16 protein-coding genes are annotated in these 14,491 nt (G+C 36.2%); 14 read left to right on the top strand and 2 right to left on the bottom strand.

What is annotated here, in order from left to right; genetic code table 11:
* The first annotated feature begins 42 nt into the window (after positions 1 to 42).
* The 8 genes from ccoS (at position 43) to LB467_RS19170 (ending at position 6,342) form a co-directional block, all read left to right on the top strand.
* Positions 43 to 249, top strand: a complete 207-nt coding sequence (gene ccoS / locus LB467_RS06110; protein WP_224473145.1) for a cbb3-type cytochrome oxidase assembly protein CcoS — start codon at positions 43 to 45, stop codon at positions 247 to 249.
* Positions 240 to 2,441: a cytochrome-c oxidase, cbb3-type subunit I gene (gene ccoN, locus LB467_RS06105; protein ID WP_224473144.1), complete on the top strand. Its 2,202-nt coding sequence runs from the start codon at positions 240 to 242 to the stop codon at positions 2,439 to 2,441. The genes ccoS and ccoN overlap by 10 nt, the downstream gene beginning before the upstream one ends.
* 2 nt (positions 2,442 to 2,443) lie before the next feature.
* On the top strand, positions 2,444 to 2,632 hold the full coding sequence (locus LB467_RS06100) for a CcoQ/FixQ family Cbb3-type cytochrome c oxidase assembly chaperone (RefSeq protein WP_224473143.1): 189 nt from the start codon (positions 2,444 to 2,446) through the stop codon (positions 2,630 to 2,632).
* The gene (locus LB467_RS06095; RefSeq protein ID WP_224473142.1) at positions 2,629 to 3,510 is read left to right on the top strand and encodes a cbb3-type cytochrome c oxidase N-terminal domain-containing protein; all 882 of its coding nucleotides are present in this window, start codon (positions 2,629 to 2,631) and stop codon (positions 3,508 to 3,510) included. Before LB467_RS06100 ends, LB467_RS06095 begins: the two co-directional genes overlap by 4 nt.
* 23 nt (positions 3,511 to 3,533) lie before the next feature.
* On the top strand, positions 3,534 to 4,949 hold the full coding sequence (ccoG, locus tag LB467_RS06090; protein ID WP_224473141.1) for a cytochrome c oxidase accessory protein CcoG: 1,416 nt from the start codon (positions 3,534 to 3,536) through the stop codon (positions 4,947 to 4,949).
* Between the two features lie 92 nt (positions 4,950 to 5,041).
* Entirely contained in the window at positions 5,042 to 5,488 is a 447-nt protein-coding gene (locus tag LB467_RS06085; RefSeq protein ID WP_224473140.1) for a FixH family protein, read from the top strand.
* Positions 5,489 to 6,190 (top strand): sulfite exporter TauE/SafE family protein, encoded by a 702-nt coding sequence (locus tag LB467_RS06080; RefSeq protein WP_224473139.1) that lies wholly within the window; start codon positions 5,489 to 5,491, stop codon positions 6,188 to 6,190. It abuts the gene before it with no gap.
* A 17-nt stretch (positions 6,191 to 6,207) separates the two neighbouring features.
* A complete protein-coding gene (locus tag LB467_RS19170; protein WP_262901615.1) occupies positions 6,208 to 6,342 on the top strand; it encodes a hypothetical protein in 135 nt (44 codons plus the stop codon).
* Between the two features lie 91 nt (positions 6,343 to 6,433).
* Here LB467_RS19170 and hemN read toward each other — a convergent pair whose 3' ends face one another.
* A complete protein-coding gene (gene hemN / locus LB467_RS06075) occupies positions 6,434 to 7,789 on the bottom strand; it encodes an oxygen-independent coproporphyrinogen III oxidase (RefSeq protein ID WP_224473138.1) in 1,356 nt (451 codons plus the stop codon).
* 531 nt (positions 7,790 to 8,320) lie between these two features.
* On the opposite strand from hemN, the gene LB467_RS06070 reads away from it, so the two are divergent.
* From LB467_RS06070 to LB467_RS06045, 6 genes are all read left to right on the top strand, one after another.
* The gene (locus LB467_RS06070) at positions 8,321 to 8,785 is read left to right on the top strand and encodes an SRPBCC family protein (protein ID WP_224473137.1); all 465 of its coding nucleotides are present in this window, start codon (positions 8,321 to 8,323) and stop codon (positions 8,783 to 8,785) included.
* A gap of 140 nt (positions 8,786 to 8,925) precedes the next feature.
* Positions 8,926 to 9,999 (top strand): AI-2E family transporter, encoded by a 1,074-nt coding sequence (locus LB467_RS06065; protein ID WP_224473136.1) that lies wholly within the window; start codon positions 8,926 to 8,928, stop codon positions 9,997 to 9,999.
* Positions 10,000 to 10,080: 81 nt separating this feature from the next.
* Positions 10,081 to 10,911 (top strand): DUF1853 family protein, encoded by an 831-nt coding sequence (locus LB467_RS06060; RefSeq protein ID WP_224473135.1) that lies wholly within the window; start codon positions 10,081 to 10,083, stop codon positions 10,909 to 10,911.
* Between the two features lie 166 nt (positions 10,912 to 11,077).
* Positions 11,078 to 12,232 (top strand): baeRF7 domain-containing protein, encoded by a 1,155-nt coding sequence (locus LB467_RS06055; RefSeq protein WP_224473134.1) that lies wholly within the window; start codon positions 11,078 to 11,080, stop codon positions 12,230 to 12,232.
* Between the two features lie 92 nt (positions 12,233 to 12,324).
* Positions 12,325 to 13,065 (top strand): NYN domain-containing protein, encoded by a 741-nt coding sequence (locus LB467_RS06050; RefSeq protein ID WP_224473133.1) that lies wholly within the window; start codon positions 12,325 to 12,327, stop codon positions 13,063 to 13,065.
* Between the two features lie 295 nt (positions 13,066 to 13,360).
* Positions 13,361 to 13,825 carry a VOC family protein gene (locus tag LB467_RS06045; protein ID WP_224473132.1) on the top strand — a complete coding sequence of 155 codons (465 nt, stop codon included), beginning with the start codon at positions 13,361 to 13,363 and terminating at the stop codon, positions 13,823 to 13,825.
* Positions 13,826 to 13,839: 14 nt separating this feature from the next.
* On the opposite strand, the gene hisIE is transcribed toward LB467_RS06045, so the two are convergent.
* The gene (hisIE, locus tag LB467_RS06040; RefSeq protein ID WP_224473131.1) at positions 13,840 to 14,457 is read right to left on the bottom strand and encodes a bifunctional phosphoribosyl-AMP cyclohydrolase/phosphoribosyl-ATP diphosphatase HisIE; all 618 of its coding nucleotides are present in this window, start codon (positions 14,455 to 14,457) and stop codon (positions 13,840 to 13,842) included.
* Positions 14,458 to 14,491 lie beyond the last annotated feature (34 nt).

Genomic DNA, 14,491 nt, shown 5'->3' with positions numbered 1-14,491 from the left:
TTTTAACACCGCTTTAAGTTTGCTGAAAATAATTCAATTACAATGAACATCATTTACCTCTTACTTGCTTTAAGTGTTCTGGTAGCCCTCATCTTCTTTATCGCCTTTATATTTTCGGTTAAAAAAGGACAATATGATGATGTCTATACACCATCGGTAAGGATGCTTTTTGATGATGAATTAGTTAAGTCAAAATCAGATAAATCCAATTCCACCAAAAACAAGAAATCTAATTCACTATGGAAGTAGAACAGTTTCATTACGATAACAAGATCGTAAAAAATTTTACTATGGCTACCCTTTTCTGGGGTATAGTAGGTATGAGTGTAGGGCTGCTGCTCGCCTTTATGTTTTTGTTCCCTAACATAACTGATGGAATTCCCTGGTTGAGTTTTGGCCGTTTAAGACCTTTGCATACAAATGCAGTGATCTTTGCTTTTGTTGGAAACGCGATTTTTGCCGGGGTTTACTACTCTACCCAGCGCTTGCTTAAAGCCAGGATGTGGAGTGATTTTTTAAGTAATTTCAATTTTTGGGGCTGGCAGGTTATTATTGTGGCCGCAGCGATCACGCTTCCAATGGGCTTTACCAGTTCTAAAGAATATGCCGAACTGGAATGGCCAATAGATATTGCCATTGCTTTGGTATGGGTTGCCTTTGGGGCCAACCTTATTGGTACAATGATAAAAAGAAGGCAACGTCACTTATATGTGGCTATTTGGTTTTACCTCGCCACTTTTGTAACCGTAGCCGTTTTACATATTGTAAACAATATTGAAATTCCTGTTACTGCCTTTAAAAGTTACTCCGTTTATTCCGGAGTTCAGGATGCTTTGGTGCAGTGGTGGTACGGGCATAATGCTGTTGCTTTTTTTCTTACTACGCCTTTCTTAGGTTTAATGTATTATTTTGTTCCTAAGGCTGCAAACAGGCCTGTATATTCTTACCGGCTTTCCATAATTCACTTTTGGTCGCTGATCTTTATTTACATCTGGGCCGGACCTCACCACTTATTATATTCAACTTTGCCTGATTGGGCCCAAAACCTTGGGGTAGCCTTTTCGGTAATGTTATTGTTCCCTTCCTGGGGAGGGATGATCAACGGACTTTTAACCCTGCGTGGTGCCTGGGATAAAGTGCGGACAGATCCTGTTCTTAAATTTTTCGTGGTGGCCATTACCGGTTATGGGATGGCAACTTTTGAAGGCCCTATGCTTTCGCTTAAAAACGTAAATGCCATCGCCCATTTTAGTGACTGGATTATCGCTCACGTACACGTTGGTGCTTTAGCCTGGAACGGCTTCTTAACCTTTGGGATGGTTTACTGGCTAGTACCAAGATTATTCAAAACCAGCCTGTATTCAGTAAAATTAGCCAATGCGCATTTCTGGATAGGAACTTTGGGTATTATTATTTACACCTTACCAATGTATGTTGCAGGATTCGTGCAGGCTTCTATGTGGAAACAATTTAATCCTGACGGAACCCTTACCTACGGAAACTTCTTAGAAACGGTTACTTCTATTATGCCAATGTACTGGATGCGGGCTATTGGAGGTAGTTTATATATTGTAGGTGCATTTATTTTGCTGTATAACATTGTAAAAACCGTTAGACAGGGAAGTGAAGTTGAAGACGAATTAGCTGAAGCTGCACCATTACAAAAAGTAACACGAAAAAGAACTGCAGGTGAAGCCTACCACTCCTGGTTAGAAAGAAGACCGGTAAAACTTACAATTTTCGCTACAATCGCTATTTTAATTGGTGGTGTGGTACAAATTGTTCCTTCCTTGATGGTAGATGAGTATGTGCCAGTAATATCCAGTGTAAAACCATACACACCTTTAGAACTTGAAGGTCGGGATATTTACATACGGGAAGGCTGTGTTGGTTGCCACTCGCAAATGATCAGGCCTTTTAGAAGTGAAGTAGAACGCTATGGTGAATACTCCAAAGCAGGGGAATATGTATATGATTATCCTTTCCTCTGGGGAAGTAAACGTACCGGACCAGATTTAATGCGGGTAGGTGGTAAATATTCCGATAACTGGCATCTAAACCATATGTACGATCCGCAGAGTACTTCTTCGGGTTCTATCATGCCGTCTTACAAATGGATTATTACAGACGAACTTGATAAAACAGATACTGAAGCTAAGATGAGGGCCCTTAGTAAACTTGGCGTTCCTTACACTTTAGAGGAAATAGAAAATGCCCAGCAATGGATGGCAGAACAGGGAACTCAAATTGAGAAAAACCTGTATGCAGATCCCGATTTCGTTAAAACCTATGAAGCGGAAAAGGAATTCGCAGCAGAAAACGATACCGAATTCGTAGAAATGAGAAACCGTGAAATTGTAGCCCTTATCGCATACTTACAGCGACTGGGAACCGATATTAAGGCCAAGGATGTAGAAGTTTCAACCAGTAAAACCAACTAAGCATGTTTAAATTCGTAAAAGGCCATATGGAAAGCATAGACGGGGTAATGATTTACCCCCTAATTTCCCTGCTCATTTTCTTCATCTTCTTTGTAGTGCTTTTTCTGTGGGTTGTAACCGCAAAAAAGAAAGATATAGATGAGGTAAGTAAATTACCCTTAGATAATAATCCGAAAAATCAGGAATTATGAAAACTACAGCCTATTTAAGAATCGCAGGATTTATAATTCTTGCCCTGGTTTTAATAGAACTAACCGTAGAGACTGAAAGCGGCTGGGCCATTCAGCAATATCCGGTTATTTGGGGGATACTGTCCGTGGTACTTATTATTGCCGTGGCTATAGAAGTTTCTATTGCTTCTTTGGAGAATATGGTTTTTAGAAGCCTAAAACCCGATGCACAGGAACGCTATACAAGAATTAAAGTTGAAAATGCTGAAAAACAGTTTTCAGGCTTAAGAAAGTTCTATAAGAAGATGCTGACTCAAAAACCTGTAGAGAAGGAAGAAGAAATTCTTTTAGATCACAATTACGATGGTATTAAAGAACTGGATAACGATCTTCCCGCCTGGTGGCTTTATGGTTTTTACATCAGTATTGTATTTGCCTTTGTTTATATGGCTTACTACCACATTTTTGATGGGGAAACCCAAAGAGAAGAATATTTGGCTGAAGTTGCCCAGGCAGAAGAAGAAGTTGAAGCCTATAAAGCTGCAAACCCAGACCTTATTGATGCTTCTTCTGTAGAGTTATTAACCGATGCTTCCGATTTAGAGGCCGGGGAAAGTATTTATATGGCAAGCTGTATGGCCTGTCACCGTGCCGATGGCGGCGGGGCTATTGGGCCAAACCTTACCGATGAGCACTGGATTTTGGGAGGTGGAATCAGCAATGTTTTTCAAACTGTCTCTGAAGGAGGCCGTGACGGTAAAGGTATGGTTGCCTGGAAATCTGAATTAAATGCACAGGAAATTGCGCAGGTATCCAGCTATGTATTGAGCCTACAGGGAACCAACCCGCCAGATGCAAAAGCAGCCGAAGGTGAAGTTTGGGAGGCTGAAACAGAATAATCTAAATTTTAAGAAAGAAAGCTTTGGAAAATAAGGAAAAATTCAGGGATACGATTGCCACGGCAGACGACGAAGGTAAGAGACTATGGGTTTTTCCGAAGAAACCTTCAGGAAGGTTTTACGAGTATAGGAAATATGTAAGTTATGTATTACTCGTTTTACTTTTTGCCGCACCATTTGTAAAAATAAACGGCAATCAGTTTTTGATGTTCAATATCCTGGAAAGGCGTTTCAATATTTTCGGGTTTCCTTTCTGGCCACAGGATTTTCACATTTTCGTAATTATGATGGTGATTGGGGTGGTATTTATTATCCTCTTTACCGTAGCCTTCGGAAGGATTTTTTGCGGGTGGCTTTGCCCACAAACCATTTTTATGGAAATGGTTTTCCGAAGAATAGAATACTGGATAGAAGGCGATCGTGGTAAACAAATGCGACTCGAAAAGCAAAAATGGGATACCGAAAAAATTAGAAAGCGTTCCCTAAAGTGGTTTCTGTTCTTTGTCATCTCTTTTTTAATCGCCAATGTTTTTCTTGCTTATTTAATGGGCAGTGACCGTCTTATTCAATATGTTACCGACGGCCCACTAAACCACTTGAGCACCTTTATATCCTTACTGATATTTACGGCGGTATTCTATTTTGTATTTGCCTGGTTCAGGGAACAGGTTTGTGTAATTGCCTGCCCTTATGGTAGGCTGCAGAGTGTGCTCCTGGATAATAAATCAATAGTTGTGGCCTACGATCACAAACGTGGGGAAAAAGAAAAAGGAAGGTCGAAGTTTAAGAAGAATGAGAACCGTTCAGAAACGGGAAAAGGCGATTGTATAGATTGTTTTCAATGCGTGCAGGTTTGCCCAACCGGAATTGATATTAGAAACGGTACACAGCTGGAATGTATAAACTGCACCGCTTGTATAGATGCATGCGATAACATGATGGAGGCTGTAGATCTTCCCAAAGGCTTAATTAGATATGCCAGCGAAGAGAATATAGAAAAGAAAGTAAAATTCAGGTTTACGCCCAGGTTAATGGGTTACAGTATTGTTTTAGGAATTTTAACTGCGGTTTTGGTTGGAATGTTATTTATAAGGAGCGAGGTTGAAGCCAGGATTTTAAGGTTGCCCGGCCAGTTATATGAACGAAAAGCCGATAACGTGATCAGTAATGTATTTACCTATAAACTGGTAAATAAAACCACGGCCGATTTTGAAGATATTGAATTCAGGTTGTTGTCTCACCAGGGAGAAATTAAGCCAGTAAAACAATCGAATATTATGGTGCCGGGTCAGGAATTAACCGAAGGCACGCTGTTTATAGAAATACATACAGCAGCACTGGAGAATGAGAAAGAGAAACTTAAAATTGGTGTTTATAGTGGCGAGCGCTTAATAGAAACCACCAGAACCATGTTTATGGGGCCACGTAGTTTTAATTAAACCAGCATGATGCTGGAAACAATAATTGGTTAAATTCAGGAGTAGGCTTAGAAAACTGTAATTTCCCAATTCTGGGATCAAAATAGATAAAAATGAAAATAAACTGGGGAACAGGAATTGTAATTGGGATGGCACTTTTTATCAGTTTCATTCTTTATTTAGTAATAAATATGTTGACCGATAAAAAATTTAACCACGATTTGGTAACTGAAGAATATTACCAAAAGGAATTATATTATCAGGAGGAGATTGATGCGGAAACCAATGCTTTCGCCCTGGAAGAGAATATTAGTGATCGCCGGGTAGAAAACGGATGGATTATTGAATTTCCAGAATACCTTGAGCTTTCTAAAATTTCAGGAAATCTTAATTTCTATCGCCCATCTGACGAGAACCTGGATTTTAATATTCCGCTGAAGCTAACATCATATCAAATTTTTATAAAAGATGAACAGTTGAAAAAGGGCCGATGGAATATCAATATTCACTGGGAATATGAAGAAACACCTTATTTATATAAGAACGAAATAGTTTATTAGATGTGGATTTCGGCATTAATATTTGGGCTTCTGGGAAGTTTTCACTGCGTGGGAATGTGCGGCCCTATTGCGTTTTTATTGCCGGTAGATCAAAAAAATAATCTTAGAAAACTTGGCCAGATCTCGCTTTACCATTTTGGCCGACTAAGCTCTTACGCCATTATTGGGCTTTTATTTGGTTTGCTAGGCAAAAGTTTCAAACTGTTTGGACTTCAGCAGCAGCTTTCAATTTTAGTCGGGATTTTAATGATTTTGATAATCATTATTCCGTATAAAAAATTTAGTAAATACAACGGGTCAAAATTTGTTTTCAAAATTGTTTCAAAAATAAAAAGCAGCCTGGGGAAACAGCTGAAACAAAAATCCCCCGATACTTTTTATACAATCGGTTTTTTAAACGGTTTTCTCCCCTGCGGACTCGTTTATATGGCGGTTTTTGGAGCTATAGCTTCTGGAACAGCTTTAGAGGGAAGTTTATATATGGCACTTTTCGGCCTGGGAACAGTTCCTCTAATGACTACCGCTATTTACCTGGGAAATTTTATAAACCTGAACCTTAGATCTAAAATTAGAAAAGCGGTTCCAGTTTTTGTAGTGCTAATGGGATTGCTGTTTATACTAAGAGGCATGGGACTCGGAATTCCATACCTCTCCCCTATGGAAATAACTAAGGAAATTACAGCAGTACAAAGCTGCCACTAACTTTTAAATAACTTGCTATGAAATTATTTGACACTATTGCATTGGTAAATTGGGGAATGGGAACTTTCCTTATCGCTATTTTTGCTGTGGTTTGCGTCGGCCTGGTCCTTATTGTTTTAAATATGATAAATAGCGGAAATGATAAAGATTAAAAGCTGAATTTAAAAGGTAGAATGAAAAATTCGAAAATAAAAAAGTCTATTAGGAAGATTCTTAACGGACTTTTTTCATTTATGATTCAACTTAAACCGTCATAGAAAATAATTGTGTATTTGGTTTCTGTGCTTGCATTCTTAGATCAAAGGCCATACAAATGTTACGCACAAAAGACCTTCCTTTTTCGGGTATTGTTAATCCTGTTTCAGAAAAGATAACGAGTCCGTCGGCTTCCATTTCACGCAATTTAATAAGCACTTCGGGTAGTTCTTCAAAGTAATTTTCTGGATCTTCCCAGCTGGTTTCCAAACGACACATTAAATTGAGAATATGTTTTCTAATAATAAGATCCTCTTCATTTAGAATATGCCCACGAAAAACGGGAATAATTCCTTGGGAAATAAGATGTTGATAAGACTCTACCGATTTTTCATTTTGAGCAAAACCATACCAACTATCGCTAATTGCCGAAACCCCCAAACCAATCATAGAAGCTCCCGAAGAGGTGGTGTATCCCATAAAATTCCTATGTAATTTCTTTTCTTCAACAGCTTTATATAAAGAATCCGTTTTTAAGGCAAAATGATCCATGCCAATTTCTACATAACCGGCAGCTTCCAGCATTTGCTTTCCAACTTCATACATTTCACGCTTTTCATCAGCTTCCGGAAGATCTGAATCCTTAAAACCACGCTGCCCGTTTCCTTTAATCCACGGCACGTGAGCATAGCTATAGAACGCTATGCGATCTGGCATTAATAATTTGGTCTTTTCAATAGTCTCAATAATATCGTTTTTGGTTTGAAATGGTAAACCAAAAATGATATCATGCCCTACAGATTTAAAACCGGCTTCCCTCGCCTGCTCTGTAGCATTCTTTACATTTTTAAACGGCTGTATGCGATGTATAGCTTTTTGCACTTTCTCGCTATAATCCTGAACGCCATAACTAACACGTTTAAAATTAAGTTCAGCCAGGATTTTTAAATGTTCTTTTGTAGTATTATTTGGATGTCCCTCAAAACTTAGTTCTGTTGCACAATCCCGATCTCCTTTTCGAAAAAGCATATTCAGTAAAAATTTAAGATTTTCCGGAGCAAAAAAAGTTGGTGTCCCCCCGCCAAGATGTATTTCCCGAATAAAGGGTTTTTCTTCAAGAACTTCAAGATACAGCTCCCATTCCCGCAATAAGCTCTCTATATAAGGAGTTTCGACCTCATGCTTTTTAGTAATTCGCTTATTGCATCCACAAAATGTGCAAAGACTCTCACAAAACGGTAAATGTATATAAAGACTAATTTCTTTGTTTTCCTTAAAACTACGCTTTAGACTACTCTTCCAGGCGGCTAAAGAAAAGCTTTCTTGTTCCCAATATGGTACGGTTGGATAACTGGTATATCGGGGTCCCGGTACATTATATTTGTTAATTAGATTTTCTGACATATAAGCTATAGTTTCCTACAAACTTATACCAGCTTACTTTTAATAGGTATGAGGAAGATCAGGTTCTTGATAATCTTTTAAAAAAATTTGTATTAAAGAGCGGTTAGAACTTTTGTAACAATTTTAAATATAATATTACCAGAAAATTTATATTTTTTTTTCTGAATTGCTTTTTCATATAGGGAAGAATACTTTAAAATTTTAAATATGGAAGATAATACAAATCAAATTCAATTATTAAAAAGCATTAGAAACTGGTTATGTTTTATTGGCATTGTAATTATAATAGGCATTTTGGCATCAATAGTACCTGCGGTCATAGCATTGATACATCTTTCATAGCAATTACCTCTTATTTTTCATTTTTCGGTATAAATACTTTCTATTTACATAAAATATGTTGTTAATTTTTCTTAAATTTAAATTAAATAAATAAAAAAGAAGTTGCTAAATTAAAATATTCATATTCTGATTATCCAGGGATTTAGAAATTTTCCAACTTCAGATTGTTTAATTGATAAATTTAATTCTATGTCGCGCAAGATCAATAAAGAAATTCGAATTGACTCGAATGGAAGTAAAGTTTTTAATGCACTGATCACCCCTGGTCTTCTTAAAGAATGGTGGGGAGCATCTCAAGCCATTGTGGTTCCCGATGAAAACGGTGTTTTTGCATTGAGTTGGGGAGAGAATATAGATAAACCAGATTATACCATAGACGCCCAAATTTCAGAATTTAAACCGCATATTAAACTCACTCTAAGCGATTATCATTATTTAGTCGAAAATGAATATTTGCCCTTCAAAGCAAAATTTAAAGTAAAGTTTAGAATAGAGTGTGAAACAAATTATTGCATCCTTAGATTAGAACACTCCGGTTTTCCAGGTGAGTCAAATGCAGATAGTTTCTATGCAGAATGTGAGAAGGGTTGGAACGAATCCTTAAAATCATTAAAAAATCTAATGGAAAATAACGAAGTACCGGTTTATAAATAAATTGTAATTTTATTGAATTAGCCAGAATTAGTTAAGGTTTTAATTAAAAATTTTAAGATTAGCCTCAAAGTAATTTAAATCTTACTTAGTAACTAAGTAGAAATCTTTTTCTACCTTCATAGTTCTAAATCAGGCATTAAATGGATAAGGTGCAAAAAACTTTACTTTACCCCCTGGTAGCACTAGTGGTGGGGGCATACTTTCTTTTTACAGGATTGGTGGACGCCAGAGGCTTTCTGGCTCCCCTTGTTACTGCAATAATTTTAGCATTATTACTTATTCCCTTAGGGAATTTAATGGAAAGAAAACTCAATCGCCTGTTTGCATCCTTGCTTAGTACCATTTTACTACTTTTATTTTCCCTGGGGATTTTTGCATTGCTTTCCTTTCAGGTTAAAAATTTTGTGGATGACTGGGGTAAAATCAAGGAAACCATGAAGCCGAAAATAGAACAATTACAAAATTATGCCTACGAACATACCGCGCTAAGCAGTGAGGACCTTGAAAAATATAAGGAAGAAAATGATGTACAGAGTATTTTAACCTCCAGCGGAAATTCGGGAGAAAAAGCCTTCAATTTTATTAATTCCGTTACCAGTTTTATAAGCAACTATTTACTCACTTTTATCTATATATTCTTTCTGCTAAACTACAGAAAGCGCTTTAAAATTTTTATCCTCAAACTTTTTTCAAAAGAGCGAAAACAGGAAGTAAAGCGGACGATTAATCAAACAGCACAGGTTGCTCAGTTCTATTTACGAGGGAAATTAATTTTAATTATTATACTCTCTATTCTATACAGTATAGGTCTTGGAATTTCCGGCGTGAATAATTTTATATTAATCGCAGTAATTGCATCCTTTCTTACTTTAATTCCATTTGTAGGAAATATTATCGGGATGGGGCTTGCACTTATTTTTGGCTATCTCACCCAGGGCGAAACCAGTATTTTAATTGGCGTTATACTAACCTTTACCCTTGTACAATTTGTTGAAAGTTATGTTTTAGAACCTTTTATTGTGGGAGATAAGGTAGATATTCACCCATTTTTCGTGATTCTTGCCATTATTTTGGGGAATATGGTATGGGGTATTATGGGAATGATTTTAGCAATTCCTGTATTAGGAATTTTAAATGTAGTCTTTAATCACGCCCCGGCTCTAAAGCCTTTTGGGTATCTTTTAAGTACAGACGAAGATGGAGATGAAGACTAGAAACTAGAATAAATCAATCTTAATTAATTGATGCTATTGTTTGATTTTCAGTAGTGAATCTCAAGGTTTTAAATTGGAATAATGCAAAACCGCATAGAAAAACAATTTGAGGGTTTTATAAAAACACCACCACTCTGGAAAAACTCCTTTCAGCAACTGGTTCAGTTTAAACTACCCGAAATCAATACTCCTTTACAACAATCTGTAACCGAAGATTTACCTTCACTTTCTTCAAATTTTGTAATGGGAAAGCGTGTAGAACGCTTTTTTGAATGGATAATTCGGCAAAATCCAGACTATGATTTACTGTCTGAAAATATACAAATTAGCCGTAATAAAATAACCCAGGGGGAACTCGATTTTTTACTGAAAGACCTACTAACCCAAAAGGTGATTCATGTTGAAATGGTCTATAAATTCTATATATACGATCCTTCTTTTGATTCGGAAATGCAAGGCTGGATTGGTCCAAATCGAAGGGATACTTTACTACAAAAAACCAAAAAATTAAAGGAAAAGCAATTTCCGCTACTTTTTAAACCTGAAACGAAAGACCTTCTCACCTCTTTAAGCTTAAATTCTGAAGAAATGCTTCAGCAAACCTGTTTTAAAGCCAATTTATTTGTTCCGAAGCAACTTCAGGATAAACATTTTTCCTACATAAATAATAAATGTATAACTGGAACCTGGCTTCATTTTAAAGATTTTATTTCAGCTCAATATCGCAAATTTCAATTTTACGTGCCAACAAAGCAGGACTGGCCTATCCTCCCTAAACATGGTGAAACCTGGGTTGATCATTCAGAAATAATCACACAAATTGAAACTCAATTTCAAAATAAAAAAACGCCTTTAATTTGGATGAAAAAATCGAAAAATAATTATGAAAGGCTTTTTGTAGTTTGGTGGTAAAATGTTGTCATTTCGGCCTTAAATATTTCAGCCGTTCACCCAATAAAATCTAATCATTTCTTTTCTTGACATCTTCTTAAGATTAGCGTTAAAGGCCTGCTAAAGCTCATTGAATTAAGGCTAAATCATCTTATCTTGGAATAGGAATTAACCAAAATTTAAAATAATGAGCTTAATTAACGAGAAAAAATTCGAAAAATTAACGAGTATAAAAGATAAAACCTGTGTTTCCATTTTTATTCCTACAGAACGTGCGGGAAAAGACGTACTAGAGGAAAAGAATAAAACTCATTTAAAATCCCTTTGGCAACAGGTTGAAAATAAACTTCAGGAAAAGAAGGTTTCTGAAGAAAAAATTAAGGAAATAGGAAAGCCTATTGAAAATCTTATAAACGATAAGTCTTTCTGGCGTCACCAGAGTGACGGACTGGCAATTTTTGCTTCTGAAGGATTTTTTGAAAAATATACCTTACCGGTGAATTTTGAAGCCCATACTTATATTTCAAAAGAATTTTATATAAAGCCTTTGGTTCCCATTTTGTCTGGTGATGGTAGGTTTAATTTGTTAAGTCTTCAGGTTGAAGAAGTAAAATTATATGAGGCTACAAAGTATAGCGTCGCTGCTGTAGAAATTGATGATTTGGTACCCTCCCAGTTAGAAGACCGGGTAGGATATGATTATGAAGAAAAAACTTTACAGCAAAAAAGTGGTGCTAGCTCTATGGGACAGCAGAATATGCACGGCCACGCCGGTGCTGATCGCGAAAGAAAAAATGAAATTTTAAGATTTTTTAATGCAGTAGACAAAGGATTAAATGAATATTTACAGAAAGAGAAACTACCTTTAATAGTAGCCTGTCAGGACTATTTATTTCCTATCTACCAGGAAGCAAATACCTATCAAAATTTTTATGATAAATTAGTGCCAGGAAACCCTTCAGATACTGATATGTTTGGCTTGCACGAAAAAGCAGTGGAAATTTTTGAACCCGAGTTGGAAAAAACAAAAAGGGAGAAAATGAAAAAATTCGATGAATTGAATAATACCGATAATACCGGAACTTCAGTTACCGATATTTTACCGGCTGTGCAACAGGGAAAAGTAGATACTCTATTCCTCGAAAACCGAAGTGAGATATGGGGAACCTACAATGAAGATAATATGAATGTTACTATTCATGATAATCAGCATGACGGAAATTATTCGTTAATGAATTGGGCTGCAAAAGAAGTACTAAGGCAGGGAGGAAATGTTTTCCTAATCTCCCAGGCTCAAATGCCAGATACTAATTCTGAAATGAATGCATTATATCGTTTTTAGTTAAGGTATTAATAAGAAGAAATAGGAAAAGGCAGCCCTGAGCTGTCTTTTTTATGCAAAAAAAGTATATTTGTTAGATAATTAAAAAATTTATGGATACAAACCTTGCGGTATTAATTGATGGCGATAATATCCCATCGGCCTATATAAAAGAAATGATGGAAGAAATTGCTAAATACGGCAATCCGACTATTAAGAGGATATACGGCGACTGGACAAAACCCCATTTGGTAAAATGGAAAAATGTGTTGTTGGAAAATGCCATTAATCCCATTCAGCAATATGGCTACACACAAGGAAAAAATGCAACCGATTCTGCAATGATTATCGATGCGATGGATATTTTATATTCAGATAAAGTAGATGGTTTTTGCCTGGTTTCAAGTGATAGTGATTTCACGAGATTAGCCACCAGATTAAGGGAAGCCGGAAAGAATGTAATTGGTATTGGCGAAAAGAAAACTCCTGAACCTTTTATTGTAGCCTGCGACCGATTTATTTATATTGAAATTTTAAAGAATACAGATAAAGATAGCGAGCAAGGAACCGAAAAAGGCGGAAAGAACAACAAAAAGAAAAATTTAGATAAAATCACTCCAAAAGTGATACGGCTTATTTCTCAAACCATTTCAGATGTTGCCGATGAAGATGGCTGGGCATTCCTTGGTGATGTTGGAAGTTTACTTCAGAAAAAACAGCCCAATTTTGATTCCCGTAACTATGGATTTCAAAAACTCACCCCAATGATTCATTCTATAGATAAATTTGAAATTGAATCTCGCACCAACCAAAACAGTAAATTCAAATTAATTTACGTTAGAAATAAAGATTAAATTTTAGTTGTAATACTCTTTTAGCGGAGGTATTCCTATAAAAAACAAGAATGGAGAAATTTCTGGTGCCAATGATTCGGGCAGGCCTCTGGGATTTAAACCCTCAGTGAGGGTTTAAATAAATAGGCTCTAGTTTTTTAAACTGTGAATAGAGAGATTAAAAAGAAAATAAGATACTGGTATTTGAGATAAGAGTTAAAATACTTTGACAAAACCGGTGCGACAAAAAGATGGTACGGAAGCAGTAATAAATTAGAACCTAAAAATTAACTTCAATATATAAAACAAGTATTTCATGAAAAAGTCATTTACTTTCACTTTGATAGTCTCATTTCTCTTTTTATTTACGTTTTCTTCAAAGGCTCAAGAACTTAATCTTAGACCGACTATCGATCATATTGCAATTTATGTGGTTGATCTTGATAAAAGCACTAACTTTTATGAGAACATTTTAGGGCTGAAAAAAATATCAGAGCCATTTAATGATGGTAAGCATACTTGGTTTGCTCTCGGATCAAATGTTCAACTACATTTAATAGAGGGAGCATCTGCTCTTAAAGAACCAGATAAAAATAGCCATCTCTCCTTCTCTGTTTCTTCTGTTTCTAGTTTTATTACGGTCTTGAAAAAAAATAAAATAGGCTATGAAAATTGGCTAGGAGAAAAACAAGCCATTACAAACCGTGTGGACGGCGTTAAGCAAATTTATATTACCGATCCCGATGGATACTGGTTAGAAATTAACGATGCACAGCAATAAGGAAAAAAGGCTTTTTAATGTCTTTTTTCCAGAACTTCGCTAATATCTTTTAAAGAATATCCTTTGGCTTTCAGTAAAATCAGATAATGAAAAAGTAAATCGGCGCTTTCATTTAAGAAAAGTTCTTCATTGTCATCCTTAGCTTCAATTACCGTTTCTACGGCCTCCTCGCCTACTTTTTGGGCGATTTTATTCATTCCTGCATCAAAAAGCGAAACCACATAAGAGTTTTTATCTTCCCGCAGTTCAGGCTCCACCTCGCTCATTCTTTTTCGCTTAGCAATAATACCTTCCAGTTTTGAAAGAAAACCGAAAGTAGGTTCGTTTTCTTCAGCCCAGCAGGTATCAGTACCTTTATGGCAGGTTGGTCCCTCGGGATTCACCGAAATCAATAAAGTATCATTATCACAATCATTTTTAATGTTAACCAAATGAAGAAAACTACCGCTTTCTTCACCTTTGGTCCATAAGCGTTTTTTGGTTCTGCTAAAGAAAGTTACTTTTTTGGTTTCATTGGTTTTCAAAAAAGCCTCCTCGTTCATATACCCTAGCATCAACACATTTTTTGTTGAAGCATCCTGAATTATTGCGGGTACTAAACCGTCTTCATTTTTATTAAAATCTATGTTCATATTTAGTTTTTTATACGTCATCCTGAATTTATTT

Origin of the sequence: Salegentibacter tibetensis, assembly GCF_020164485.1 — a bacterium.
Taxonomy (GTDB): domain Bacteria; phylum Bacteroidota; class Bacteroidia; order Flavobacteriales; family Flavobacteriaceae; genus Salegentibacter; species Salegentibacter tibetensis.
Note: the sequence above shows the minus strand (reverse complement) of the source record. Positions and strands in the feature narration are given on the sequence as shown.